A 23,698-nucleotide genomic window follows, 5' to 3' on the forward strand; every position below is an offset into this window, starting at 1 on the left:
TCATTTCCCCTTGAACATTGGCTGGCGTTTTTCAATGAATGCATTAACGCCTTCACGGAAATCTTCGCTATGCCCGCACCGGCGTTGTAAATCTCGTTCGAGAGCAAGCTGTTGCTCCAGCGTATTGGTTGCGGCGGCATAGGTGGCTTGCTTGATGCAGCTAAGGGCCAGGGTAGGTTGGGTAGCAAGGTGTCGGGCGAGTTTCTGGGTTTTGTCTTCTAACTCTTCAGGCTCAACAACTTGCCAGATCATTCCCCAATCCAGGGCTTGTTCGGCGCTGATTTTTTCGCCCAACAGCGCCATCCCCATCGCCCGCGCCTGCCCAATCTTATGAGGCAGGAAGTAGCTACCGCCAGAATCAGGTGTCAGGCCAATACGGCAGAAAGCCTGAATAAAGCTAGCGGTACGGGAAGCGATAACGATGTCACAGGCCAGAGCAAGGGAGACACCAGCCCCCGCCGCGACACCGTTGACGGCGCAGATAATGGGCTTAGGCAGAGAAGTCATACGCCGGATTAGCGGGTTGTAGTAGCGTTCAACCGATAGGCCGAGATCAGGGATACCGCCATCAGAGATAACGACATTGCGATCATTTAAATCTTGTCCGGCACAGAAGCCGCGTCCGGCTCCGGTGAGCCGGACACAGCGTACGGACTCATCCTGTTCAGCAATATCCATTGCCTGACTTAATTGTTGGTGCAGCTCCTCGTTAAAACTATTGAGGCATTCTGGACGGTTGAGAGTAATGCTAAGGACACCTGCTTGTATATCAGTCAGTACCGTTGACATGTTTTCCATCGATCAGAACCCTTTAAATGTTGGTTTACGTTTTTCCAGAAAGGCGGAGATGCCTTCCTGACGATCGGTTGTGCCGGCCAACGTAACAAAATGCTGGCGTTCGGCGAGTAGCCCTTGTGACAGGCTGGTTTCTTGGGCGGACTTGAGGGCTGCTTTGGCTGCCCGCAAGGCCAGAGGGGAAAATTCGCTGATGCGTTGCGCGATCTGCTCTGCACGTTCTCGTGTCAGGGCATCAGGGCACACTTCGCTGACCAGCCCCGCTCCCAGAGCACGATGGGCATCGATAGCTTCGCCGGTCAAGACCATCTGGTAAGCCAATGCTTTGCCGACGCTGCGGATGAGCCGTTGTGTTCCTCCCGCCCCCGGCATCAGCCCCAATGTGATTTCTGGCAGGCCAAAACGGGCGCTTTCTCCGCAAATCACCAAATCACAAGCCAATGCCAGTTCGCAGCCAGCGCCAAGTGCGTAGCCATTGACGGCAGCGATCAGGGGCTTGCTGATATTATTTAAACGTTGCCATAGCTGTGGACGGCGATCCGTCATGGCTGTAGCAACGTTTTGTTGTTGTAGTTCTCTCAGATCGGCACCTGCCGCGAAACAGCGCCCGGCTCCCGTCATAACAATGGCACCTGTACCGTTATCTGCCTCCGCAAGTTCCAATTGCTGCACGAGCTGTTCCAGACAATCATTACTGAGGGCATTGCGCACTTCTGGCCGGTTTAGGGTCAATGTGCGCACCCTTTGCTGCTGGTGGCATAAAATCCATTCCTGACTCATGGTGGCTCCTCAGACATCAAAATCGACAACGACATCATCGCCTTTCGGCCATGACTGGCAGCTCAAGATATAACCGGCAGCCAATTGATCGGGTTCAAGGCTGTAGTTCACCCTCATATCTACTTCGCCGGCTTTAAGCTGGCATTTACAGGTAGCGCATACTCCGCCTTTGCAGGCGTAGGGCAAGTCTGCGCCCTGGCGTAATGCGGCATCGAGGATGCTGTCATCTTCGGCGTTCATGGCAATGTTGAGGATGCGGCCATCCAGATGGATCTCAACACGGGTTTCACTGCGTTCTGCCAGATTGGCAGGGCGGGAATTTACCGTGGCTTGTCCGGTATTGAAACGTTCACTATGGATGCGTTTAACCGGTATCCCCGCCTGCTCCAGCGCAGAGTGGGCCTCATCCAACATGGCTTCCGGACCACAGAGAAAAGCATGGTCAAATTGGGTAAAATTGAGCAGGGTTTTGCCGATGTGGTTTAGGTGCTCAGTATCAATACGTCCGTTAAACAATGGGCTATCAGTGGTTTCCTGACTGAATAAGTACAGCACCTGAAAACGGCTCAGGTAGCCATTTTTGAGATCGGCCAGCGCTTCTTTGAACATGGCAGAGCGACTGGTGCGATTGCCATAAATAAGTGTAAAAGTGCTATTAGGCTCTAATGCCAGCGTACTTTTGATGATCGATAAAATGGGCGTGATACCCGACCCTGCGGCAATAGCCAGATAATGCCCCAGCTGGCCTGTATTGGGGTGATGGCCAAAATTGCCCTGTGGCTGCATGACTTCCAGCTCATCCCCGACTTTTAATTGTTGGTTGATGAAGGTCGAAAAACGGCCCTGGTGAATGGCTTTGACACCAATTTGTAATACATCATCCAACGGTGAGCTACAGATAGAGTAGCAGCGGCGTAGTTCTTCGTGATTCACTTTTGCCTTGAGTGTCAGGTGTTGGCCGGGGTGATAGCAGAACTGTTTTTTCAGTTCAGCGGGAATATGCAGGGTGACGACCACTGCATCCGGCGTTTCCCGTTCGATGGCAGCAATGCTTAAGCGATGAAAGCCATGTGAGCGTGTTTGATGCAAAGTGGACATCTTACGTTCCTCGTTAAGTGCGTCCTCGTTAAGTGCACCTCGTTAAATGCATTTGAAATAATCAAAGGGTTCCAGACAATCCCGACAGCGATAGAGGGCTTTGCAGGCCGTGGAACCGAATTCGCTGATTGTTTCTGTTTTATGACTGCCACAGTACGGGCAGGTAATGGGGACCATATCCGCTGTTTTTTCGCAAGCCAATCCCTGCGGAGGGGCAATACCGGCTGCTCGCAAGCGTTGTTTGGCATCTGCATTTATCCAGTCGGTCGTCCACGCAGGGTTCAGGCTTACTTCGATATCCACCGGCGCAAAGCCTGCTTGTGTCAGTGTTTCCTGAATGATTCCGATCAGGTACTCCGTTGCAGGACAGCCGGAATAGGTTGGGGTAAATGTCACCCGCCAGCCGTTTTGTAACGGCGTAACGACCCGTATCATGCCAAGATCAGTAATGGAGAGCGCGGGCAGTTCTGGATCGGCAATTTGGTGCAGACACTGCCAGATTTGATGAATTTCCGGCGGTTGTATCTCTGCATGGAAGCGAAGGTTACATTGCTGTTCCATGATCTTCTCCTATACCAATCCGTATTGTCACCAGTTGCAGTTGGGGTAGGTGCGTTGCAGGTATTGCATTTCTGCCAACATGTATCCCAAATGCTCTGTATGCAGCCCTTGTTTTCCGCCATGTCGATAAGGCACCTCTTGTGGCATTGCTAGCGTGGCTTCGGTGAACGTTTCGTTGATGATGTGCAGCCACGGTTCATGCAGGGTGCGGGGATCAATGGCAATGCCTTCTTCTGCCAGTTGCTGCTCGATTTCGTCACAATGGAACAGTTCGCCGGTAAAGCGCCACAGTTGATTGATCGACTGCTGGATTTTTTCGTGGCTCAGTGCTGTTCCATCGCCTAATCTGATCATCCAGCCTCGGCTAAAGCGCAGGTGATATTCCACTTCCTTCAACGATTTGGCACTGATTGCTGCCAATTGGGGATCACGACTTTGCTCCAGCGCCTGATGCAGCAAAACATGATAGGCATCAATAAAAAATTGGCGTACCAAGGTGTCATTAAAGCCACCATTGGGTTGTTCTGCCAGCAACAGATTGCAGAATTCGCGCTCATGACGCGAAAATGCCAGATGATCTTCATCCAGCCCTGTTCCTGCAAGGGTGGCGGCATAACTGAGGCAATGGCGTGCCTGGCCCAACAGGTCGAGTCCGATGTTGGACAGGGCAAGGTCAATTTCCAGTTCGGGTGCATGTCCACACCATGCGCACAAGCGCTGTGCCAGAATCAGTGGGGTATCTCCCTGACGAAGGACATAGTTGAACAGGGCGTGGTTTAACAGGGAATGGCGGGGAGATGAAACGCTATGTGTATGCATATTCTCGTCCCCTACATATTTTTGATGCCATCAGGAATGGCGTAGAACGTGGGATGACGGTAAATTTTGTCCTCCGATGGCTCGAAAAAAGCACCACGATCTTCCGGTTGTGACGCTACCAGATAGATGGATTTCACTACCCAGATGGAGCAGCCTTCGTTGCGCCGGGTGTAGGCATCGCGTGCGTTTTCCAGTGCCATTTGATCATCTGCCGCGTGGAGGCTGCCGGCGTGACGGTGCGCCAATCCCTGTTTACTGCGGACAAAGACTTCATACAGTGGCCAATCGGTATCGTTCATCAGATTTACTCCCTTCAAGGTGGTTCAGTAACGCGAGGTACTAAGCGACACGATTTTTGGCGGCTATTTTCCCGGCGTGAACCGCCGCCGCTTCCCGTACCCAACTTCCTTTTTTCCAGACCCGGCGTTTGGCTGCCAGCCGTTCGTGGTTGCATAGCCCCTGTCCTTTCAGCACCTGATAAAATTCATCCCAGTCGATTGCACCAAAACGGTAATGGCCTGTTGTTTCATCCCAAGCTAATTCAGGATCGGGCGCTGTCATACCCAGGGTTTCCAACTGGGGTACGGTGTTGTCGATGAATTTTTGCCGCAGTTCATCATTACTGAATCGCTTGATTTTCCATGCCATGCTCTGGGCGCTGTTGGGGGAATCACTGTCATTGGGACCAAACATCATCAATGTCGGCCACCAGAAGCGGTTGATAGAATCTTGTAACATGGCGCGTTGGGCTTCGCTGCCATTCGCCAGCACGGTTACCGCTTCATAGCCCTGCCGCTGGTGGAAACTTTCCTCCTTGCAGATTTTTACCATCGCACGGGCGTAGGGACCGTAAGAGGCACGGCACAAGGCAACCTGATTGACAATTGCCGCACCATCCACCAGCCAGCCAATCACACCAACATCAGCCCAACTGAGGGTGGGATAGTTAAAGATTGAAGAATATTTCATCTTGCCATCCAACAACTTTTGGTAGATATCCTGACGGGAACAGCCCAATGTTTCAGCGGCGCTGTAGAGATACAGCCCGTGCCCGGCTTCATCCTGGACTTTCGCCAGCAATATGGTCTTGCGACGCAGGGTCGGGGCACGGGTGATCCAATTGGCTTCCGGTAACATGCCGACGACTTCCGAGTGTGCGTGTTGGCCGATTTGGCGTATCAGGGTTTGGCGATAGGCTTCGGGCATCCAATCTTTAGCCTCGATCGAGAGATCGGCCGCTATTTTTGCCTCAAAGCTCACCTGACGCGGATCTGTTGTCATGTGCGACTCCATTATGATTCTTATTTTATGAGATAAGATATAAAAATGAATCACTTTACATAACTGCAAATCTACAAACTGATAACAAAAATAGCAAACACAAAAATTGTGTATTTGTTGTTCATATCACAATATTAATTTTTATTCGTTATAAAACAATTGATTAATTATTTTTATTTAGCGATGGGATAAATATTAACAAGTGATCAGGTGAGGATGTTTGTTTTTTGTTAATTTTATGGGTGGTTTTGTCAATCATATATGTGATACATAAATGGCCTTTCATTACTTAATGATTGTTTCATGGATTAAATCGGTGGAGAAAAAAATGCAACAGTTAACGAGTTACATTTGTGGTGCCTGGGTTTATGGGCACGGTGATCCCAGAACTATTTATCATGCAATCAGCGGCGAAGCTTTGTATCAGGTCTCTTCAGAAGGTTTGTCCTTGGCAGAAAGTTTAGGCTACGCCCGTGAAAAAGGCGGAAAGGTGCTGGCTGCGATGACGTTCCAGCAACGTGCGCAGATGATGAAAGCAGTTGCAAAACACCTGCTCGCCAACAAAGAAGCCCTGTATGCCATTTCCACAGAAACAGGTGCAACCCGTGCGGATAGCTGGGTGGATATTGAGGGGGGCGTAGCTACTCTGTTCTCCTATGCCGGGTTAGCCGGGCGTGAATTGCCGGATGATACCCTGTGGCCGGAAGATGAGATGATCCCGCTGTCTAAACAGTCCCAGTTTGTGGCACGCCATGTGCTGACTTCCCGTCCCGGTGTTGCACTGCATATCAATGCGTTTAACTTTCCGTGTTGGGGGATGCTGGAAAAACTGGCACCGACGTGGATGGCAGGCATGCCAGCGATTATCAAGCCTGCCACGGCATCCGCCCAACTGACACAGGCGATGGTGAGCATGATCATCGATAGCGGTCTGGTGCCGGAAGGGGCGTTGCAATTGATCTGCGGTGGCATTGGTGATCTGTTTGATCATCTCGATTATCAGGATGCGGTGACGTTTACCGGTTCGGCTAAAACGGGGCAAAAGTTGCGGGTCCATCCTCGGCTGATAGAAAAATCCATTCCTTTTACGATGGAAGCGGATTCGCTTAACTGCTGCATTTTAGGCGCGGATGTGACACCTGACATGCCAGAATTTGGCGTTTTCATCAAGGAAGTCGTTCGTGAAATGACGGTAAAAGCCGGCCAGAAATGTACGGCTATCCGGCGTGTTATTGTGCCCGCCAGCCAAATGGAAGCGGTCAAACAAGCACTACTTAAACGGCTATCTGGCGTGGTAGTTGGTGATCCTGCTTTGCCGGAAGTGCGCATGGGGGCGTTGATTAATCGGGAACAGCGTGATGAGGTGCAGGCGAAGGTCAACGAATTGCGCAATAGTGGTTGCGAGGTTTTATGTGGTGGTTCACTGGATAAATGGGTGCTGGCAGGCAATAACAACCGTCATGGTGCCTTCTACCCGCCGACATTGCTCTACTGTGCAGATCCAATGACCAATCAGGTGGTACACGGCACCGAAGCCTTTGGGCCGGTGGCCACGTTAATGGCGTATCAGGATACCGGGCAGGCGATTGCATTGGCGATGATGGGACAGGGGAGTCTGGCTGGCTCACTGGTGACGGCAGATGAACAGATTGCCGTACAGGTGATCCGGGCGACAGCCTGTGCGCATGGTCGGATGCTGGTGCTGGATGAAGCGGCGTCTGCGGAGTCCACGGGACACGGCTCCCCGCTGCCCATGCTGGTACATGGTGGCCCAGGGCGTGCCGGTGGCGGAGAAGAGTTGGGTGGCTTGCGTGCTGTGAAACATTATATGCAGCGCACAGCGATCCAAAGCAGCCCCAGTATGCTGGCCGCGATTGGCCGTGAGTGGGTTCGTGGCGCGAAAGTGAAAGAAGGGCCGATTCATCCATTCCGCAAGTACTTTGAACAAATTGAAATGGGTGAAAGTTTGCTGACGGCTCGCCGGACGGTGACGGAAGCGGATATCGTGAATTTCGCCTGCCTGAGTGGCGATCATTTTTACGCCCACATGGATAAAATCGGCGCGGCTGAATCCTTGTTTGGCGAGCGTGTGGCACATGGTTATTTTATCGTATCGGCTGCGGCGGGCTTGTTCGTTGATGGTGCGGTAGGGCCGGTACTTGCCAACTACGGTATGGAAAACCTGCGCTTCATTGAGCCGGTCAAGATTGGCGATACCATTCAGGTTCGTTTGACCTGCAAGAAGAAGATTAAAAAAGTCCAGAAGACGCCAGAAGATAAACCACATGGGGTGGTGGTGTGGGATGTTCAGGTGCTGAATCAGGAGCAACAGCCGGTGGCGCTTTATAGCATTCTGACTTTAGTGGAACGGCAGCAAGGGGATTTTGCGGCTTAGGAGGCGCGTTGTTGAGTCAAGGGAACAGAAGAGCCTGAGGGTATTTGCCAAAGGCAAGGGCAGCGGTAATTCTCAGGCCGTTTATTTCAACTGACAGCTTTCCCGTAAAATGCGCATAACGGTATCTGCGCCGCTACGGTTGGGATTGATGCGGATCATGCGCTGTTCCAGGGTGGGATCTGCCTGACGGAAGGTACCGGAAATGCGGTAAAACAGGGGCGGAATTTCAAACTTTGACTCTGCACCTACCGGATAAGGGAGTGCACCGAGTGTATGGGCTGTGGTGAGTACGCTTTCTGCAATGGGATCGTGAAATTCCACTAATAATACTTTTGATTGTGCATTGGCGAGAAAGGCGTGTTTTACCTGTGGTAACTCCCCTTGGTTCAGACGGGTCACCAGTTCGTTATTCACTTCTGCTTGCACTGCGTGCATCACTGGCGCGAATACCATACCGCGCAACGCTTCCATAGCCTGATAACCTTGTATCTGGCAGCCACCGGAGTACATGCTGTGGCGTAGATTATCAATAATTGCCTGTTTTCCTACAATTAACCCAACGCCTTGTGGTCCCAATAATTTGAAGCAAGAGAATGTGGAAAGGGTTGCACCATATTGACAACCGATATGTGCCACTTTCATCGCCGCGTAGTTATCATCGACCAATGAAGGAATGTCATATTGATTCAGGGTGCGGATAACCTCTTGCAGGGAATAACGGTCAGACATTTTCTGGCGTGTATGTTGGACAAGACTGGCTGCGGGTTGGTATTGCTCAATGGCGGCCACAATTTGCTTTGTGTGGTTGAAATCTGCCTGAACGACACGAAGCCCCATTTGTTCAATTGATGCCCGGGTTGTGGGATAAATCGGTGCATTATGCACAAGTAACGTTGAATTAGGGCTGACCAAAGCGGCCAGCCCAGCGCGTAATGCGCCTGTTCCTGCTCCATTGACAAAAGCGGCGGTTTCAGCACCAAAAAACGCCGCAATCACCGTTTCAATGCGTCGGGTCATCCGTGGTTGGTGAAGATCTGGGACTAAGCCCAGATCGCCTTGCGAAAGAAAATCAGCACCAGGAAAGTGGCGACAGATAATATCAACCAGCCTGAATTGTTGCTGTTGCGCTTGCGCCATCGTCATGCTTTGCAATGGAGCGGTTTTCAATGGATCGGTTTTCAATGGATCGGTTTGCATTTTCTTATTTTATTCCCAGCAGAAAGAGCACGTTTGCCAGAATACCCACCATGATTGTTGCGATTGGGCCGATAGCCATTTCTACTAAAGGACGTTTGGATGTACGGTTAAGCAGGTAGATACCCGCCACGATCATAAAGCCCATACCCGGCAGAATGGCGTTGGAAGCAATCATGGCACCCACCAGCAAGGCAACTTCGAGCATTTTGGTGATTGCGGTACGAATATGTCCGCTGCACGCTTTCACGCCAGGGTATTTATCCAACCAGATAGCGATTCTTGCCAGTAGCTGGATTTCAATAAACATGGTGATACCGCCCGTGATAAAGGCCATCCACGGGTTGTTAGTGGCTAACCCTGCCACAAACACAAATTTCATGCCATTTGGGCTATAAACGCCGGTGGCGATAGCTGTCGTGCCCACTAACGGGATAAAGCTAATGGCACGTGCCAGTGCTACCAGTAGTGCATTGGTCTGCTCACCTTGTGCCATGAGTTGCAGGGAAACAGGCCCTTCCGCCAGCAGGCTAAAAGACATGGTGGCTGCACTGGCGGTCAGGCCACCGCACAGGATTAACAGCCATTTGTTTTTTTGGATACGCGCTATGCGGGTTGAAAACAGGCCGACTAAGACCTCGTTGGTGCCTTTTTGCTCCGCTGTCTGCGTTGGGCGCTCACGCATTGCAAAGTAGAACATGGCAATCATCGACAGCAATAGTGCAGCACCGTTAGGGTCAATGCTGACGGGTTTTTCGATCATCCCCCCAAAGCTCAATGGGCCAATGGCCTTGGTTGCCAGATAGCCGATCAGTGCGGTGAACATGACTAAAAGCCCTTTGCGATAGCCATATTGATAACCGACGACCATCGCAGGAAACAGGGCAAAACAGGCCACAATCGGATCGCCCACTTTTTTTGAGGTCATCGGTGAAATTGACGGGCAGCATGGCAAACAGTTCCACCACCGAACGCAGACCAGCCAGCAACGCGATGGCATATAAGGCACCAATGATGCCTGAGGTGATAAAACCTCTCCGGCTGTTGGCACACCAAATCCCGATCATGTCTGTACCGAGTAACAGGCTGTGAACCAAAACAATGGGGGCAGTGAGTGAAAAGGGAATGCCGAAACCGACAACCAAACCGATGCTCAGGGCGAAACTGGTTGCGGCAAGCGTTTTGCGGCTCATGCGACCTTCAAGGTATTCCGGCAAAAGTGGCCGCAGGCCATCGTGGAATACGGCGATACCCCGGTTTGCCATCATCGCGGCAATGGCACCAATGGTTGCCAATAACCCGGCTTTAAAAGGGTCGACTTCCATCAATCTCAGCAGGAAATCATGGAAATGTTGCATGATTGCCTCCTTACAGTGAGATGATGGTATTGATGATCACAGGAAGGACGATATCAATATCCTGGCCGGTAAAACCAAATGCTTTCTTGCCTGCTTTCACATGGGCGATGATCTCGTCATTAGACAGGATTTTTCCCGGCATTCCGATGGTGGCACATTGGTTTAGTCCAATAAGAGCAATTGCCATTGCCAGCGCACCTCCTCCACCCGTATTGCACGCGCCAAAATAGTAATCCGCTTCGCCATTTTTAATTGCCATCGCCGCATCAATATCATTCATAATGGTAATGGCGGTGGCTTTATCGCCTGCTAATTGACGAATACCTTCGGCTATTGCCTGTTTCTCTATTTGTCCACCAACGACAAATTTCATGTTGTTATCCCTCTCTTTTGTATCTTCATATCGGATTGCTTTTTGAAAAAGCCAGGTTTTTAGAATTAATATTCTGTTTTAGAGATTTATTTAATCTTACCTTGGAAAAATTGTGCAGGGTTATCACGCAGCATTTGGTCTATCTGTTTTTGGCAAAAACCCGCTTCCAGTAACATGGGAACGAATACGGTTAGCAAGTAATCGAAGCCATTGCCCCCATTGTTTTTCAAATGAGATCGACGCGTGATATCTTGGGAAAGCATGACCCGATCAAGCAACCTACGCTTGGCAACCTCTTGCAACAGGGTTATGCGTCGGCTGTCGGGGTAGTAATTATTCTTGCCGATTGTATCGAATTGTACCCATGCTCCGGCTTCTAGCAGCGGAATAATGGTGTCCAGGTTATCTCTCAGATCACAATGACCGATAGCCACATATTCAGGAGAAACACCAGACTTCTTTAGCAGCGCCAACTGCTCACGTCCCATTGTGCTTAATGTCGTGTGGGTGGAAATGGGACAGCCTGTAGCCTGGTGTGCCAATGCCGCAGCAGTGAACACCTTTTGCTCATCTTTCGTAATTTGATCGAGACTAGAACCAATTTCTGCAATGACCCCTGCTTTTAATGCGGTGCCATCAATGCCAATTTCAATTTCAGCGATCATGTCATCGGCGATAGCCTGTACACTTAACTCTCCGAAATGAGCCGGGAAGAATGATTGTTTATAGTAGCCCGTCGAGGCAATGATATTGATACGGGTATCACGCATCAGATCCAACAGAAAAGCGGCGTTGCGCCCCATGTAACGATTGGTCATCTCCACGATGTTTCTTACCCCAAGGATGTAGAGGTAACGAAGTTCTCCTACGATCAGATCGTATTGATCCAATCGACAATCCAGATTTCCTTTCACATCAGAGAGATCGATATGCAAGTGTTCATGTACATAGGTGTAGCCTGAAACATCAATCAAGTTATTTGCCTTTATTGCCAAACGGCCGGATCATGCGGTAATTCCGTTATAGCGAAAATAATATTATTTAACGATGGAATGATCTTATTTGTAATACCTTTGTCGGGGGATTAGTCACAATAACCACTATTTTTCCAATTGCCTTGACTGTCATAAATACCTTCAAGTTTTGGAGAGCCAGACTGAATACCTGAGACAAGGGCAACATCGCTGCGCGTTATGAAAATCTGAGGGCGAAAACACATTATCACTGGGCTACCAATAGGATGAATGCCTGCTAATGGGAGGTGGTAGTCAATGCAGGGTTCACCCAGACGCAGTATGCGTACTTTTTTAGCCAGGGTAATGCCTGGAGGGAGGGTGCGTTCAGGGAGAACCAATGCATGTTTCATCTGCCCGCGTTTATAATAGCCGCCACCATAGCAGTAACTATGGCCACTGTGGTGATGGGAAATTTCTGTGAGATAGACCATTGCAATATGTTCTGGTTCTCGGCCACAGAAGTTAGCGGGAATGGTTCCGGTCAGGGCATGGCCCGGCTCCAGGTGGGTAGCCCCGTATTTGGCCAGTAAGGGTATGGTGTTGCAGCTTGAGGCCGCCGGAGCATTAATTTGCGCAAGTTTGATGCCGAGTTGTTCCAGTCGGTTTCGTGCACGAATGAGGGTGAGCAAATTGGTGGTAGGTAAGGTTATCTGATAGCGGGGATCCCATGCCAGGCAAGGAAAATGCGTCAGTCCGCTCAATTTGATGCCTGGCATGTGTTTTAAGGCATCCACGACGGTATCTAACTCATCAAAGGCGATCCCGGCTTCTTGGCCGGGAAAGGCGATATCTCGTTTATCAAATATTTTCAGCATGATGGGCTGAATTCGCCCCAATTTCTCCGCAATATCCGAAATAGCCTGGGCTTTTTCAAGGGAAAATACGGTAATGATACTCGGACTATGCTTGAGCATGGTTTCTATCAAATGGGTTGGGGTCTGCACTAAATGGCCGATGTGGCACAGTGGAATACCATGCTGGCTTAGGCTATACGCTTCCCTGAAATCGACAGCCACGACACCGCGATAACCGAGTTCAATCAATTTCTTGGTCAGCCATGGGTTACGTCCAATTTGTTTGGTCATCAAATAGAGTTCAATGTCATACCGCTCTGCGGTTTGCAGCAAACGCCGACCATTGTCCAAAACCTGATCGACGTCGATGATGTAGGTATCTGGCAAGATTACACCTTGTTGCCAAAGGTTTTTTGCAACTTCAATCAATTCGGGGTTCTGTTTTTTTAATGCCTCAATAAACATAGGACTCCCTTTTTATAGCTGCAAAGCAGCCAGGCTGTGTGAAATCAACATTTTTACAGATAAATTTTCATTTTTTTGAATATTTTTATGAGAATCAAAAGCTAACCTCTTTCGAATGAAAATATTAAACCATATAAATTTGCCAACAGATAGCCTTCCTCGTTGGGATGTAAGGCGACGGTAAATTTTTCAATCAGGGAGTGATGAATGGTGAGTAATTGCTCGTAGTATTCAGATTGCTTGAGTGTTGCTAATATTTCTTTATCCAACGGAGCAATGATTTCACCACGGCGTGAACGCATGAAAGCACTTGCCATATGGGTGAGTGCCATTTCGCCTTGTGGATGACGGATAGGGATGAGCCACGTATCTTCCAGAACATGCACAACTTCCAGCATGTTTTCGTAGATATCTTGATCGATAACATTACCTTGTAGCAGGATAGTTAACCGTTGTTCTATCATTGCTTTTTGTTATACGTAGGTGTTAATCAGCAGTTTATTTTGGTTAATCGAGTTTCAATAAACCGGTTCGATGATGCCTGTTACTACATTTTGTTGATGGGACAGCAATAGATCCCGATCCACCATAGTATGCAGGAGTTGCTGGATCGGGATATTATCCTTGCGGGTAAGGATAACGGCTTCAGAAGCCTTGATAAAACACGCACTGTTGTCAGGGAGTTGGGTCATCAGGCCTTGTGCTATGAGTTCATGGCCTTGCCCAACATTCCAGATGGCCGCATCAATGTGGCCTTTTATGATTTGATTTAGGCATTCATGATAGGAAACCTCGACCAATTCGATCTCTCTGTCAGCAAAGTATTGCTTTGTCATTATTTTTTGGTCTGCTGAGGTGCTATCTAACCCAACGCGACGAATTGATTCCATTTCGCCATTGCGAAAGATTAACCTATGCCCGTCTGTGTAACTTTGTGTCCCTAGTGAAAGCGCAATATATAAATCTTTATTTTCTGGGTGCTGCTCTGCGGCAAGCCTTGATGTTACCGCTAAATCGTAAACACCGTTCAGTAAACATTCAATGCGGATGTCTGAGCCACGCATGTGTGCAAAGTAAAAAGGAACACTTGCACACAACGCTTTTAAACCACTTGCCAGCCCTTCATAAGCACGGGTATACGGGAGCGGCATCGCACAAACCACATTGCCAATATCGGCATACTGCAACAGTAATCTGTGGTTTATCTGTACAAGAAAGCTACCACTACGACCTCGACGCTTAATTCCAACCACCTGTGCTTGTTCAAGAGATTTTAATGCTGCTTGCATCAAACCCACTGACAATCCACATTCTTTAGCCAATAACTCTATGGTTTTCAGGCGGTTACCACATTGTTCAGAGAGGAGATAACGAGCCAGAAATGACTGTGCGATCCCCTCTTTCTTAATGAATGTTTGACTCATCATTACAAGTTGTTGTCCATTCCTGTTTATATTCATAAAATTGAACATAAATCGCAATAAGCGAATTAAAGAAAGGGGATTAATATCACAATTACAAAAAAAATGAAAATTTAAAAAATGATAAAGTGTAATATTATCAATATTTTGAATATATATTCTAATTTTGTATTGAAGATATAAAAATCTCCATTATGGGAGAATATAGGGAAGGCGGGAGTATTATTGATGCTTACTCACTGTATTTTTCTGTATAGATGGTGATTTTTGCCATGCTATTGATCACGCTACAGAATAATTAGGCTATATTCTGCACGCCATTCTTGCATGAATCAATAAAATATCTTATGGATGTATCTGATTTTATGCCTAATATATTTTGCATGGATCGAGCAATAAGGCTTTTTTGATAAATTAAATATGTGATCCAATAGTATGCTGGGATTCAGCAATAAACCATTTATGGTCGGGAGATTGTAATGAAGTCAATATTTTCTCTATGGAACATTCTCCCGCAATATATTCTTCCAGTTCATTTTGGTCATGCCATAAATAAGAAAAGTGAAAACGATAGCTTGTTTCCAGAGTAGCCAGAATAGTAGTGCAGCGTCTTTTATCGTTGCATTCCGAATCGTTAACATGGATATCGCCCAATTTAATTTCTGACATACTATCACGGCGATAAAAATGCGCTCATAAAATAACCAGCCGAATGAAATAAAAAAATAAGGGAATTGCGATAAAAAACAAGGATGATTGATTTCGAAAGTTAACGTTCGTTTGCGGACATTGATGAGCGGGAAAAAACGTATATGACAGGAATCAAATCGAATAAAAAATGGCGATAATTTCTATCGCCATTTTAAAAATCAATCTGGCAATTAAGCGGCTTTGGCGTTTTGTGCCAGCCAGTCAGCTACACGCTGTTTTTGTTCCTCAGTGAGCCACATGCCCAGTTTGGTACGGCGCCAGATAGCATCATCTAACTGCGTTACCCATTCGTGTTTAACCAAATAATGCAGTTCTGCCTCATATAAACCGTGGCCGAAGCATTCGCCGAGATCGGCCAGCGTTTCTGCGCCTTGCAGGATGAATTGGCTGTTGCTGCCGTAAGTACGAGCATAACGCAGTGCCACACCTTCTGGCAGCCAGTTATAACGCTGGCGTAGCAGGCGCGCATAACCATCACGATCACAGCCTTCCAGCTCACCGCCTGGTAACTTGCCATTTTTGGTCCAGGCCTTACCTGCGTTAGGGTAGTACTGCACCAGTTTTTCCATAGCGTGTTCAGCCAGTTTACGATAAGTTGTCAGCTTACCGCCAAATACGGACAGCAATGGCGTCTGGCCTTGCTCATCCTGCACATCCAGCGTGTAATCACGGGTGATCGCTTGGGGTGAATCGGATTCATCATCACACAGGGGACGAACGCCAGAGTAAGTCCAGACAATATCATCGCGCCCAAGTTGTTTCTTAAAGTGGTCGTTATAGACTTTCAGCAAATAGCCGATCTCTTTATCGTCAATTTTGACTTCTTTAGGATCGCCTTTGTATTCAACATCCGTCGTGCCGATAATCGAAAATTCGGCATTCCATGGAATAACAAATACGATGCGATGATCTTCATTTTGCAGAATATAAGCCTGCGGTTCATCGTGAACGCGAGGCACAACGATATGACTGCCTTTGATCAGACGGATGCCATAAGGCGATTTCAGTTGCAGACTGTTATCGAAGAAATTTTTCACCCACGGGCCTGTTGCGTTAACCAAACCTTTTGCGCGCCATGTATGGGTTTCGCCAGTTTTGAGGTCTGTGGCTTCAACCATCCAATAACCATTTTCACGCCATGCACGGGTTACTTTAGTACGGGTACGTACTTCACCGCCGTGTTTCTGCACTTCCTGTGCGTTCAGAACAACCAGACGCGCATCGTCAACCCAACAGTCGGAATATTCAAAGCCACGGGTGATCGAGGGTTTCAGTACTGAGTTTGCACCAAATTTCAGCCCTCTACTGCCTGGTAAGCTAACGCGTTTGCCCAAGTTATCGTACAAGAACAGGCCAATGCGGATCATCCACGCTGGGCGCAGGTGTGGTTGATGTGGCAGGCGAAAGCGCATCGGGAATGCAATATGGGGAGCCAGTTTTAAAAGCACTTCACGTTCTGCCAGTGCTTCACTGACCAAACGAAACTCATAATGTTCCAGATAGCGTAAACCACCGTGGATCAGTTTGGAGCTGGCAGACGAAGTTGCGCTGGCCAAATCCTGACCTTCCAACAGTAGGACAGAAAGCCCCCGGCCAGCAGCATCTGCCGCGATACCAGCGCCGTTAATTCCGCCGCCTATTACAATCAAGTCTTTGGTTTCCATTGCATCCCCTATGAAATGTTCGAAACAGTTCTTTAATGTTCGTTTTCGCTCAAGGATTGTAATTAAAAATTCATCAATCGCCAACCTTTAACTCAGAAAAAACACATTCACGTGATATGGGTAGCAAAATCTCATCATATACATAAGATTAATAAGGATTCTGTGGGATACAAATTTGAGGGGGTTATTGGTGGGAGCTAACCCCACCAGAATCTCTGATGGGGCATTTTTGCCTAAAAAGTGATTAGCACAATTCCAACTTAACGTTGTGTTGCTCGATAATTTTCTGGAGGCCGGAAGGAGGTGCTTTATCCGTGAACAAAAAATCAATCAGGTTCATGTTGCCGAGATTAACCATCGCATTGCGGCCGAATTTTGAATGGTCGGTCACCAGCATGACACAGCGGGAGTTTTCGATAATGGCACGTTTGGTACGAACTTCGTGGTAATCGAATTCCAGCAGTGAACCATCACTATCGATGCCGCTGATCCCAAGAATGCCAAAATCAAGGCGGAACTGGGAAATAAAGTCTAGCGTTGCTTCACCGATGATTCCGCCATCGCGGGAGCGTACTTCACCACCCGCTAAAATCAGACGAAAATCTTCTTTGCCCATAAACAGAGTTGCGACGTTGAGATTGTTGGTGACAATCCGTAAATCGCGGTGGTTGAGCAGCGCATGTGCTACGGCCTCTGGCGTTGTTCCAATATCGATGAACAGGGTTGCGCCGTTTGGAATTTGGGTGGCAACGTGTTGTGCAATTCGCGCTTTTTCATTCGACCACATGATCTTGCGGTCATGGTAGGCTGTGTTGACAGAGCTGGATGGCAACGCAGCGCCGCCGTGATGACGCTGGATCTTATTTTTATCTGCGAGATCATTTAAATCGCGTCGAATGGTTTGCGGGCTAACATCAAAATGTGCAACCAGCTCTTCAGTGCTGACATAACCTTGAATGCGTACCAGCTCGATTATTGCATCATGTCGCTGAGTTTGCTTCACAAAATTCCCCTAATATATGCATAGATGGATTATCGTTGACCAAAATTATCTCCCTTCTATTTCAAGCCGATGCTGAAACTCGAAATCTATTGGGGCTTATTTGGCATTTTTTGGTTTTTTTGTTTGCGCAAATTATCCCATAACCCCATTAATAACCCGATGATTAATCCTGCAACATGGGCGGCATTGGCGATGTTTAACGAAAATAGATCGAAATAACCCACCAACAACCAAATGACAGAGACAGCGATTAATCCTCTGGGAGCACTGATCCCACGTTTTGGGGAGATTTCACCGGTTAGCCAAACATATCCGATCAGTGCGTAGACGACACCGGATAATCCCCCGAAATCAGATCCGCTGAATAATGATTGCGCCCAATTACTGAAAATGGCTGACACTATCGTAATTTCAAACAGTTTGCTGCCCCCAATCTTCTGCTCTACCTGGCTGCCGAAATACCACCATAAGGCAAGATTAAAGAGCAGGTGTGTCCGAGAGAAATGCAATAGAGCTGGGCTTATCCAGCGCCATAATTCCAGATACTGATCACTGTTGGCTGGCCATGCTAACCAGTTCATCACATCCTTTATGTCTGCCATTGCTATCCAGAGGTAAACGAGGATGCAGAGCAGGGTTATGGCAATAGTCAGTGGGCCAGATTGGTTTTTGAGCGTATTTAAATTCAGGTTGTTATGATACTTGAAGAAGCTGACAGATTGGCCTGTTTGCCAACTGGCAGCTTGATAGCGTTCATTCAGTGGATCGCGAGCAAAGTGGCGAAGCTCCTCTTCAACCTGACTTCGTTGGCTATCATCCTCTAACCAGAGTTCAACTAATGGTGGCTCATTGGTGGGCCGCATGGTCAAATGAATGCCCTGCGTCGCCATATAATCAATAAAGGCCTGAGCCAGCCGAGGATTAGATATTGAGGTTATATGGATCATTGCTCGTCTTATCTCTGCCTTAAGTTGAGGTTAATTACACTGGAGTTAATGGCATTAAAATCAATGTATTAATGTTTATTGAGTATGGACAGCGTGAGGATAGTCTTTTCGCCAGCCTTCAAAACCGCCATTGACACTATAAACGGTCTCAAAACCCATATTGATCAGGTACTGTGCTGCGCCCTGACTGCTATGACCGTGGTAGCACATCACCATGACCGGCTGGTCAAAATCCGCTTCCTGTAGAAAGCCATTGAGTGTTTCATTTGTTAGGTGAAACGCATTGGTTGCGTGCCCGGCATGGAAGCTTTGTGGATCGCGGATATCAACCATGACTGCGGTTTTATCGAGCCAATGTTGGTAAGCCTGTTCAGGCGTTATCGTTTGAAAATGGTTCATAAATACTCAACGTAGTTTCTAAGATTTTTATTTTCAATATATTCATTTCTGAATAGTCGTCTGGTATGACCTGACTGTCTTCCCAATATTAACCATTGGGAAGACATAGAAATTGAGATAGAAAACGTCAGAAACAGAAAAATGGTTAAAAACTGTCAAAATAAGAATAAAAAATCAGTAATATGAATGTTCACCGCGCTGGTGCTCAGTCAGATCTCTCACGCCTTTTAATTCAGGAAATAGCTGTAATAACTGTTTTTCGATCCCTTCTTTCAGAGTGACATCGACCATTGAACAGCCGTTACATCCACCACCGAATTGCAGGATAGCATAGCTTTCATCGGTGATTTCCATCAGGCTGACACGCCCCCCATGCCCTGCGAGCTGCGGATTGATCTGCGATTGCAGGACGTATTCAACACGATCAATCAGTGGGGCATCATCCGCCACTTTACGCATTTTAGCGTTCGGGGCTTTCAGGGTCAGTTGAGAACCCAATTGATCGGTCACAAAATCAATGACGGCCTCTTCCAGAAAAGGGACACTAATTTCATCAACATAAGCAGAGAGTTGATCAAACTTCAATTCGGTGTCAGTGGCTTCAACAGCATCCGGTGGGCAATAGGAGACACCGCATTCAGCGGTCGGCGTTCCTGGATTAATAACAAAGACGCGGATCTGTGTGCCCGGTTCTTGATTTGCCAGTAGCTTGGCAAAATGTGCTTGCGCTGCTTCAGTAATATTAATCATGTCATTTGCTCAATAGTTGACTGTTCTAGTTGGTTATAATACGCCCATTTATAAAGGAACTACAAGGTTCGGCATATTGCCCAAGCCTGTACAGAGCGAGCGCCAGCACGAATCATCAACTGTGACGTTTCATGCAGCGTTGTGCCCGTGGTGATCACATCGTCGAAAATAGCGACATGTTGATCGGTAAAATCGCCCTGTAATTGAAAGGCTTGCTTAAGATTGGTTCTCCTTTGGGCGGCAGATAAGCCCCGCTGCGTGAGTGTAGCACGTGAGCGGCGTAAAAAATCGGGTTGATATGGACATTGCAGCCAACGTGATAGGGATCGGGTAATGAGTTCAATATGATCGAAACCACGTTGCCAGCGTTTTCTGCTGTGCAGAGGAATACCCAGTATGCAATCTGGTTTATGCCAGCGGCCTTCACGATAGCCTTGCAACCAATGCAGCAGGAACACCCGCGCCAGCATTGGTGCGAGTTGTGGGGTACTGTAATATTTGTATTGTTGAATAAGCTGGCTTAATGGTGGGGTGTAATCCGTAATGGCGATCAAATGTTGCCATGCAGGGGGATTCCTTATGCATCGTCCACAGGGAAGGTTGCCGGATTCAGAAGGCAATGCACAGCGTGGACAGACATGTTGCAGCCGCTTTAAGTGACGGTAGCAGCTGTTGCAGATCCCATGATGGGCAAAATACAAATTTTGATGGCATAGCCAACAGTATCCAACCATTGTTAGCATAGTTTCCTTCCTTGGTGACAAATAAAGTGAGAATAACAATGAATCAGTTGTTTTGGCAGACAATTGGCGATGCGCCACGTGATCTTGTGATGCTGCACGGATGGGGGCTAAATTCTGAGGTTTGGCGCTCAGTGGAAACGCGATTGGCTCCGCATTTTCGTTTGCATCTAGTGGATTTGCCGGGTTATGGGCGTAGCCAATCGCATTCGGCTCTGTCATTGGCGGATATGGCGGACACTGTATGGCAGCAGGCGCCAGAGAATGCCTTGTGGCTAGTACTACAGTCGTAATCGTTCTGTAATCATAAGGCTATTCCGCCGACGATAATGGCATTGTTGTGCGCGATACTGATGTCGTCGTCGCCAGGTTGACCAAGATAAAATCTGCTTTAGGGTTTCTCCTGTTTTTCTCATCAGTTTTGACAGGAGTTTACGCAGTTCTGCTACACTCAGGGCTATCAGTCCCGCCGGCGTTTTTTTTCTCCTGTATTCGCAAAACTGCCAGCACCGCATGCGCCAATAATGACAACGTAATATGCCGATACCAGCTGTGCCACTGCCGCACTTCGTAATGATCCAGACCGCATTCCCCTTTCGTTTCCTCAAAACCGCTTTCGATTTCCCAGCGATGGCCAGCCACTTGAATCAACGTCTTGAGAGCGGCCTGCTCTTTGAGGGCATAGACAACATAGTAGGCCAGTTCCTGTTTCTCATCCCGATTACGCCGTATTAGCAGATAATGGCCATAACGCCTTTCCTCTGCATTGACTTGTAACCGCCAGAGCGGGATCCGAGCCCAGTCATACCACCGTTCACCTTTTGTTCCCCTCCCGGCTGACTGTTTTTCCCAGTCGTCAGCGGTCAGACTGGCTGCAATGGTGTCTGCTCGGGTGTAGTGTGGTGTTTGCCACCAGAGGCGTTCATTTTTGGGGATCGCTAAGACAAACGGTTGATGCTGAGATTCCAGCCAGCATCGCAAGCAGCGATCATGTCCATAGACCGCATCGGCGGTGACCCAGCGACAGGGGATATTGGCCTTGAATGCGCGCGCCAGCATGTGCCGGGCGAGCTGGGGTTTGGTTGCAAAACTGACCGAGTCGGGAATGCCAGCGGCATCACAGCGGGGGCGATCCTCCGTCCACTGTTTGGGCAGATATAAAGCCCGGTCAATGAAGGCATGGCCGCCGTTGCCGGCGTAACACAGGAAGACCCCTATCTGACTGTTTTCAACCCGTCCCGCCGTGCCACTATACTGACGCTGTACCCCGGCAGAATGCGTCCCTTTTTTGATAAAACCGGTTTCATCGATAATGAGGATCCCTTGCTCATCAGCCAAATGTGCGGTGACATAATCACGTAAGATATCGCGAGCGGCTTCAGCATCCCAATGGGCTCGTTCCAGAAAATATTGAATACCATCCGGTGAGCGTTCACCCAGCCATTCAGCCAGTTGCCAGCCATTTTTACGTTCCACATCACTGAGTAATCCGCGAAGATAATCCAGACAACGTTGTTGAGAACTTGCAGAATGAAACAGCGGAGTCAGACGGGAATGGGTGGTCAGGAGTTCCTGTTCCCAGAGATTAACAGGTGAGGCCATGTGGCACCTCCCTTAGAGGGTTAGAAAGAAGGACGATAGCTATCATGACACAATACACATTACGACTGTAGTACTAGGCTGGTCTTTAGGTGGATTGGTGGCTAGCCGGATTGCTTTGGATCATCCGGCACACGTTGCGGGTTTGATAACCGTGGCCTCCTCGCCAAAATTTAGTGCTGATGGCGACTGGCCGGGCATTAAGCCAGAGGTCTTGAAGGCATTTGAGCATCAATTGAGTGCGGATTTTCAAAAGACGGTTGAACGTTTTCTGGCTTTGCAGACCTTAGGAACAGACAGCGCCCGTCAGGATGCCCGTGTACTGAAATCAGTGATACTGAATCAGCCGATGCCGACAGTCGAGGTACTTAATGCCGGTTTGGAAATCCTGCGCACTGATGATCTAAGGGAGGAGTTATCCCAACTTCAATTACCTTTCCTGCGCCTTTATGGTTATCTTGATGGTTTGGTGCCGCGTAAGATTGCTTCACAGCTTGACAAGGCATGGCCACATACGCACTCCGTTCTTATGCGCAACGCTGCCCATGCGCCTTTTATTTCCCATCCTGATGAGTTTGTGGAAGCGTTAAAGAATTTTGTGGCAGGGTAGTCAATTGATTTGTCATTATTGATAATTACCCATAACATTAATTGTTATGGGTAATCGATAAGTTATCTTGAGGAATAAACCTCAGTCACAATTTCAGGTGTATTGACCATTGTGTCGCGAATAGGGCAATTGCTCTCGACAAAATCAATAAAATCTCGTATCTCTTGTTCAGTATTATCTGCTTTGATATAGAATTTGGAGGTGATTTTGGAAAAGCCCATTTTGGCGTTTTTATTTATACCTGTGAAGCCATCGGTATCCAGTTCTCCTTCCATTTTAACCTGAATATCGATCAAATTGATTTTGTGCTTGCGGGCAAAGCTTTTTGCCACAATGCACTGACATGCACCAAATGCAGAAAGTAACACTTCCACTGGATTCATCGCCTCATTGGTTCCACCGAGGCTTTTGGGTTCGTCCATATGGAAGTTAAAATCTCGCGATGAGCATTTCATCTTGAGATTGCCAACTGATTCAACTGTTGCAGTGAATAACTCTTTAGGCATATTACTATCCTCAGATTATTAATGTACAGCATCTCAGATAATAAAGAGATAATTATAATTAATCTATTTATTCTTTTTAAACGCTTATTAGAAGGGATTTTCTTACAGGGCAATTATAGCGATAGGATATTTTCAATCATCTATTCTATAACGCAGGGAGTCCCTTATTTTTTTACGCCAAGCTGATATGTTTTAGTATCACATTTCTGTGTTTCCGGGCACTGCTTGCAGCCCCCGCTGAGGCAGGAGGAAGCATCCACTTCCTCCAGTTTACCCATTATGACAAGCTGCTTGAGCATGGCTTCTACCATTGGCAGCGGTGCTGAGAACTGATGGCTCAATGACCTGGCATCGGTACGCCCGTTGAGGGCAACAGCATCTCTGATTTTCAGCAGGTTAATCATTTATGGCTCCTCAAT

General features: G+C 47.9%; 26 protein-coding genes and 2 pseudogenes. 3 read left to right on the forward strand and 25 right to left on the reverse strand.

Annotation, left to right across the window (positions count from 1 at the left end; all coding sequences use genetic code 11):
* From paaG to paaA, 7 genes are read right to left on the reverse strand one after another with little or no spacing between them, the layout of a single operon-like run.
* On the reverse strand, positions 1–798 hold the full coding sequence (gene paaG, locus PXH59_RS15485; protein ID WP_285809053.1) for a 2-(1,2-epoxy-1,2-dihydrophenyl)acetyl-CoA isomerase PaaG: 798 nt from the start codon (positions 796–798) through the stop codon (positions 1–3).
* A gap of 3 nt (positions 799–801) precedes the next feature.
* Positions 802–1,575, reverse strand: coding sequence for a 2,3-dehydroadipyl-CoA hydratase PaaF (paaF, locus tag PXH59_RS15490; protein ID WP_285809054.1), 774 nt, complete (start codon positions 1,573–1,575; stop codon positions 802–804).
* Between the two features lie 9 nt (positions 1,576–1,584).
* Positions 1,585–2,673, reverse strand: a complete 1,089-nt coding sequence (paaE, locus tag PXH59_RS15495; RefSeq protein ID WP_285809055.1) for a 1,2-phenylacetyl-CoA epoxidase subunit PaaE — start codon at positions 2,671–2,673, stop codon at positions 1,585–1,587.
* A gap of 42 nt (positions 2,674–2,715) precedes the next feature.
* The gene (gene paaD, locus PXH59_RS15500; protein WP_285809056.1) at positions 2,716–3,234 is read right to left on the reverse strand and encodes a 1,2-phenylacetyl-CoA epoxidase subunit PaaD; all 519 of its coding nucleotides are present in this window, start codon (positions 3,232–3,234) and stop codon (positions 2,716–2,718) included.
* A gap of 27 nt (positions 3,235–3,261) precedes the next feature.
* Positions 3,262–4,053: a 1,2-phenylacetyl-CoA epoxidase subunit PaaC gene (paaC, locus tag PXH59_RS15505; RefSeq protein ID WP_285809057.1), complete on the reverse strand. Its 792-nt coding sequence runs from the start codon at positions 4,051–4,053 to the stop codon at positions 3,262–3,264.
* Between the two features lie 11 nt (positions 4,054–4,064).
* Positions 4,065–4,352, reverse strand: coding sequence for a 1,2-phenylacetyl-CoA epoxidase subunit PaaB (gene paaB, locus PXH59_RS15510; protein ID WP_047766388.1), 288 nt, complete (start codon positions 4,350–4,352; stop codon positions 4,065–4,067).
* A 40-nt stretch (positions 4,353–4,392) separates the two neighbouring features.
* Entirely contained in the window at positions 4,393–5,334 is a 942-nt protein-coding gene (paaA, locus tag PXH59_RS15515; RefSeq protein WP_285809058.1) for a 1,2-phenylacetyl-CoA epoxidase subunit PaaA, read from the reverse strand.
* 328 nt (positions 5,335–5,662) lie between these two features.
* Between paaA and paaZ the strand changes: the two genes are divergently transcribed.
* The gene (gene paaZ, locus PXH59_RS15520; protein ID WP_285809059.1) at positions 5,663–7,729 is read left to right on the forward strand and encodes a phenylacetic acid degradation bifunctional protein PaaZ; all 2,067 of its coding nucleotides are present in this window, start codon (positions 5,663–5,665) and stop codon (positions 7,727–7,729) included.
* Positions 7,730–7,810: 81 nt separating this feature from the next.
* Here the strand turns inward: paaZ and PXH59_RS15525 are convergent, their stop codons facing one another.
* From PXH59_RS15525 to gntX, 15 genes and pseudogenes are all read right to left on the reverse strand, one after another.
* Complete coding sequence (locus PXH59_RS15525; RefSeq protein ID WP_285811798.1) at positions 7,811–8,896, reverse strand: aminotransferase class V-fold PLP-dependent enzyme; 1,086 nt, start codon at positions 8,894–8,896, stop codon at positions 7,811–7,813.
* A gap of 34 nt (positions 8,897–8,930) precedes the next feature.
* A complete protein-coding gene (locus tag PXH59_RS15530) occupies positions 8,931–9,923 on the reverse strand; it encodes a YhfT family protein (RefSeq protein ID WP_352232093.1) in 993 nt (330 codons plus the stop codon).
* Positions 9,892–10,281, reverse strand: a pseudogene (locus PXH59_RS15535) (YhfT family protein); the annotation flags it as partial. The pseudogene PXH59_RS15535 and the gene PXH59_RS15530, both read right to left, overlap by 32 nt.
* 10 nt (positions 10,282–10,291) lie before the next feature.
* Positions 10,292–10,654: a DUF2620 domain-containing protein gene (locus PXH59_RS15540; RefSeq protein WP_285809060.1), complete on the reverse strand. Its 363-nt coding sequence runs from the start codon at positions 10,652–10,654 to the stop codon at positions 10,292–10,294.
* Positions 10,655–10,740: 86 nt separating this feature from the next.
* On the reverse strand, positions 10,741–11,649 hold the full coding sequence (locus PXH59_RS15545; RefSeq protein ID WP_434223323.1) for a phosphotriesterase-related protein: 909 nt from the start codon (positions 11,647–11,649) through the stop codon (positions 10,741–10,743).
* A gap of 89 nt (positions 11,650–11,738) precedes the next feature.
* Positions 11,739–12,929: a YhfX family PLP-dependent enzyme gene (locus PXH59_RS15550; RefSeq protein WP_047766393.1), complete on the reverse strand. Its 1,191-nt coding sequence runs from the start codon at positions 12,927–12,929 to the stop codon at positions 11,739–11,741.
* 101 nt (positions 12,930–13,030) lie between these two features.
* On the reverse strand, positions 13,031–13,393 hold the full coding sequence (locus PXH59_RS15555) for a hypothetical protein (protein ID WP_047766394.1): 363 nt from the start codon (positions 13,391–13,393) through the stop codon (positions 13,031–13,033).
* A 54-nt stretch (positions 13,394–13,447) separates the two neighbouring features.
* Entirely contained in the window at positions 13,448–14,356 is a 909-nt protein-coding gene (gene yhfZ / locus PXH59_RS15560; RefSeq protein WP_434223324.1) for a GntR family transcriptional regulator YhfZ, read from the reverse strand.
* A gap of 408 nt (positions 14,357–14,764) precedes the next feature.
* Positions 14,765–15,019 (reverse strand): hypothetical protein, encoded by a 255-nt coding sequence (locus tag PXH59_RS15565; protein WP_285809062.1) that lies wholly within the window; start codon positions 15,017–15,019, stop codon positions 14,765–14,767.
* A 212-nt stretch (positions 15,020–15,231) separates the two neighbouring features.
* Entirely contained in the window at positions 15,232–16,725 is a 1,494-nt protein-coding gene (gene glpD / locus PXH59_RS15570) for a glycerol-3-phosphate dehydrogenase (protein WP_285809063.1), read from the reverse strand.
* A 244-nt stretch (positions 16,726–16,969) separates the two neighbouring features.
* A complete protein-coding gene (locus PXH59_RS15575) occupies positions 16,970–17,728 on the reverse strand; it encodes a DeoR/GlpR family transcriptional regulator (protein ID WP_047766397.1) in 759 nt (252 codons plus the stop codon).
* Between the two features lie 86 nt (positions 17,729–17,814).
* Positions 17,815–18,675, reverse strand: a complete 861-nt coding sequence (gene glpG / locus PXH59_RS15580) for a rhomboid family intramembrane serine protease GlpG (protein WP_285809064.1) — start codon at positions 18,673–18,675, stop codon at positions 17,815–17,817.
* 75 nt (positions 18,676–18,750) lie between these two features.
* On the reverse strand, positions 18,751–19,074 hold the full coding sequence (gene glpE / locus PXH59_RS15585; protein WP_285809065.1) for a thiosulfate sulfurtransferase GlpE: 324 nt from the start codon (positions 19,072–19,074) through the stop codon (positions 18,751–18,753).
* Between the two features lie 174 nt (positions 19,075–19,248).
* Positions 19,249–19,824, reverse strand: coding sequence for a Fe-S biogenesis protein NfuA (gene nfuA, locus PXH59_RS15590; protein ID WP_285809066.1), 576 nt, complete (start codon positions 19,822–19,824; stop codon positions 19,249–19,251).
* 59 nt (positions 19,825–19,883) lie between these two features.
* Positions 19,884–20,567 (reverse strand): DNA utilization protein GntX, encoded by a 684-nt coding sequence (gene gntX / locus PXH59_RS15595; protein WP_285809068.1) that lies wholly within the window; start codon positions 20,565–20,567, stop codon positions 19,884–19,886.
* A gap of 38 nt (positions 20,568–20,605) precedes the next feature.
* Here gntX and PXH59_RS15600 point away from each other — a divergent pair.
* Positions 20,606–20,842, forward strand: a pseudogene (locus tag PXH59_RS15600) (alpha/beta fold hydrolase); the annotation flags it as partial.
* 154 nt (positions 20,843–20,996) lie between these two features.
* On the opposite strand, the gene PXH59_RS15605 reads toward PXH59_RS15600, so the two are convergent.
* Complete coding sequence (locus PXH59_RS15605; RefSeq protein WP_285809069.1) at positions 20,997–22,166, reverse strand: IS701 family transposase; 1,170 nt, start codon at positions 22,164–22,166, stop codon at positions 20,997–20,999.
* Between the two features lie 52 nt (positions 22,167–22,218).
* On the opposite strand from PXH59_RS15605, the gene bioH reads away from it, so the two are divergent.
* Positions 22,219–22,773: a pimeloyl-ACP methyl ester esterase BioH gene (bioH, locus tag PXH59_RS15610; protein WP_434223386.1), complete on the forward strand. Its 555-nt coding sequence runs from the start codon at positions 22,219–22,221 to the stop codon at positions 22,771–22,773.
* Positions 22,774–22,835: 62 nt separating this feature from the next.
* Here the strand turns inward: bioH and PXH59_RS15615 are convergent, their stop codons facing one another.
* Together PXH59_RS15615 and PXH59_RS15620 are read right to left on the reverse strand one after the other, a co-directional pair.
* The gene (locus tag PXH59_RS15615; RefSeq protein ID WP_047766403.1) at positions 22,836–23,279 is read right to left on the reverse strand and encodes an OsmC family protein; all 444 of its coding nucleotides are present in this window, start codon (positions 23,277–23,279) and stop codon (positions 22,836–22,838) included.
* 164 nt (positions 23,280–23,443) lie between these two features.
* Positions 23,444–23,683: a FeoC-like transcriptional regulator gene (locus PXH59_RS15620; RefSeq protein ID WP_047766404.1), complete on the reverse strand. Its 240-nt coding sequence runs from the start codon at positions 23,681–23,683 to the stop codon at positions 23,444–23,446.
* Between the last annotated feature and the right edge of the window lie 15 nt (positions 23,684–23,698).

Source organism: Xenorhabdus bakwenae, assembly GCF_030272115.1.
GTDB classification, from domain to species: domain Bacteria; phylum Pseudomonadota; class Gammaproteobacteria; order Enterobacterales; family Enterobacteriaceae; genus Xenorhabdus; species Xenorhabdus bakwenae.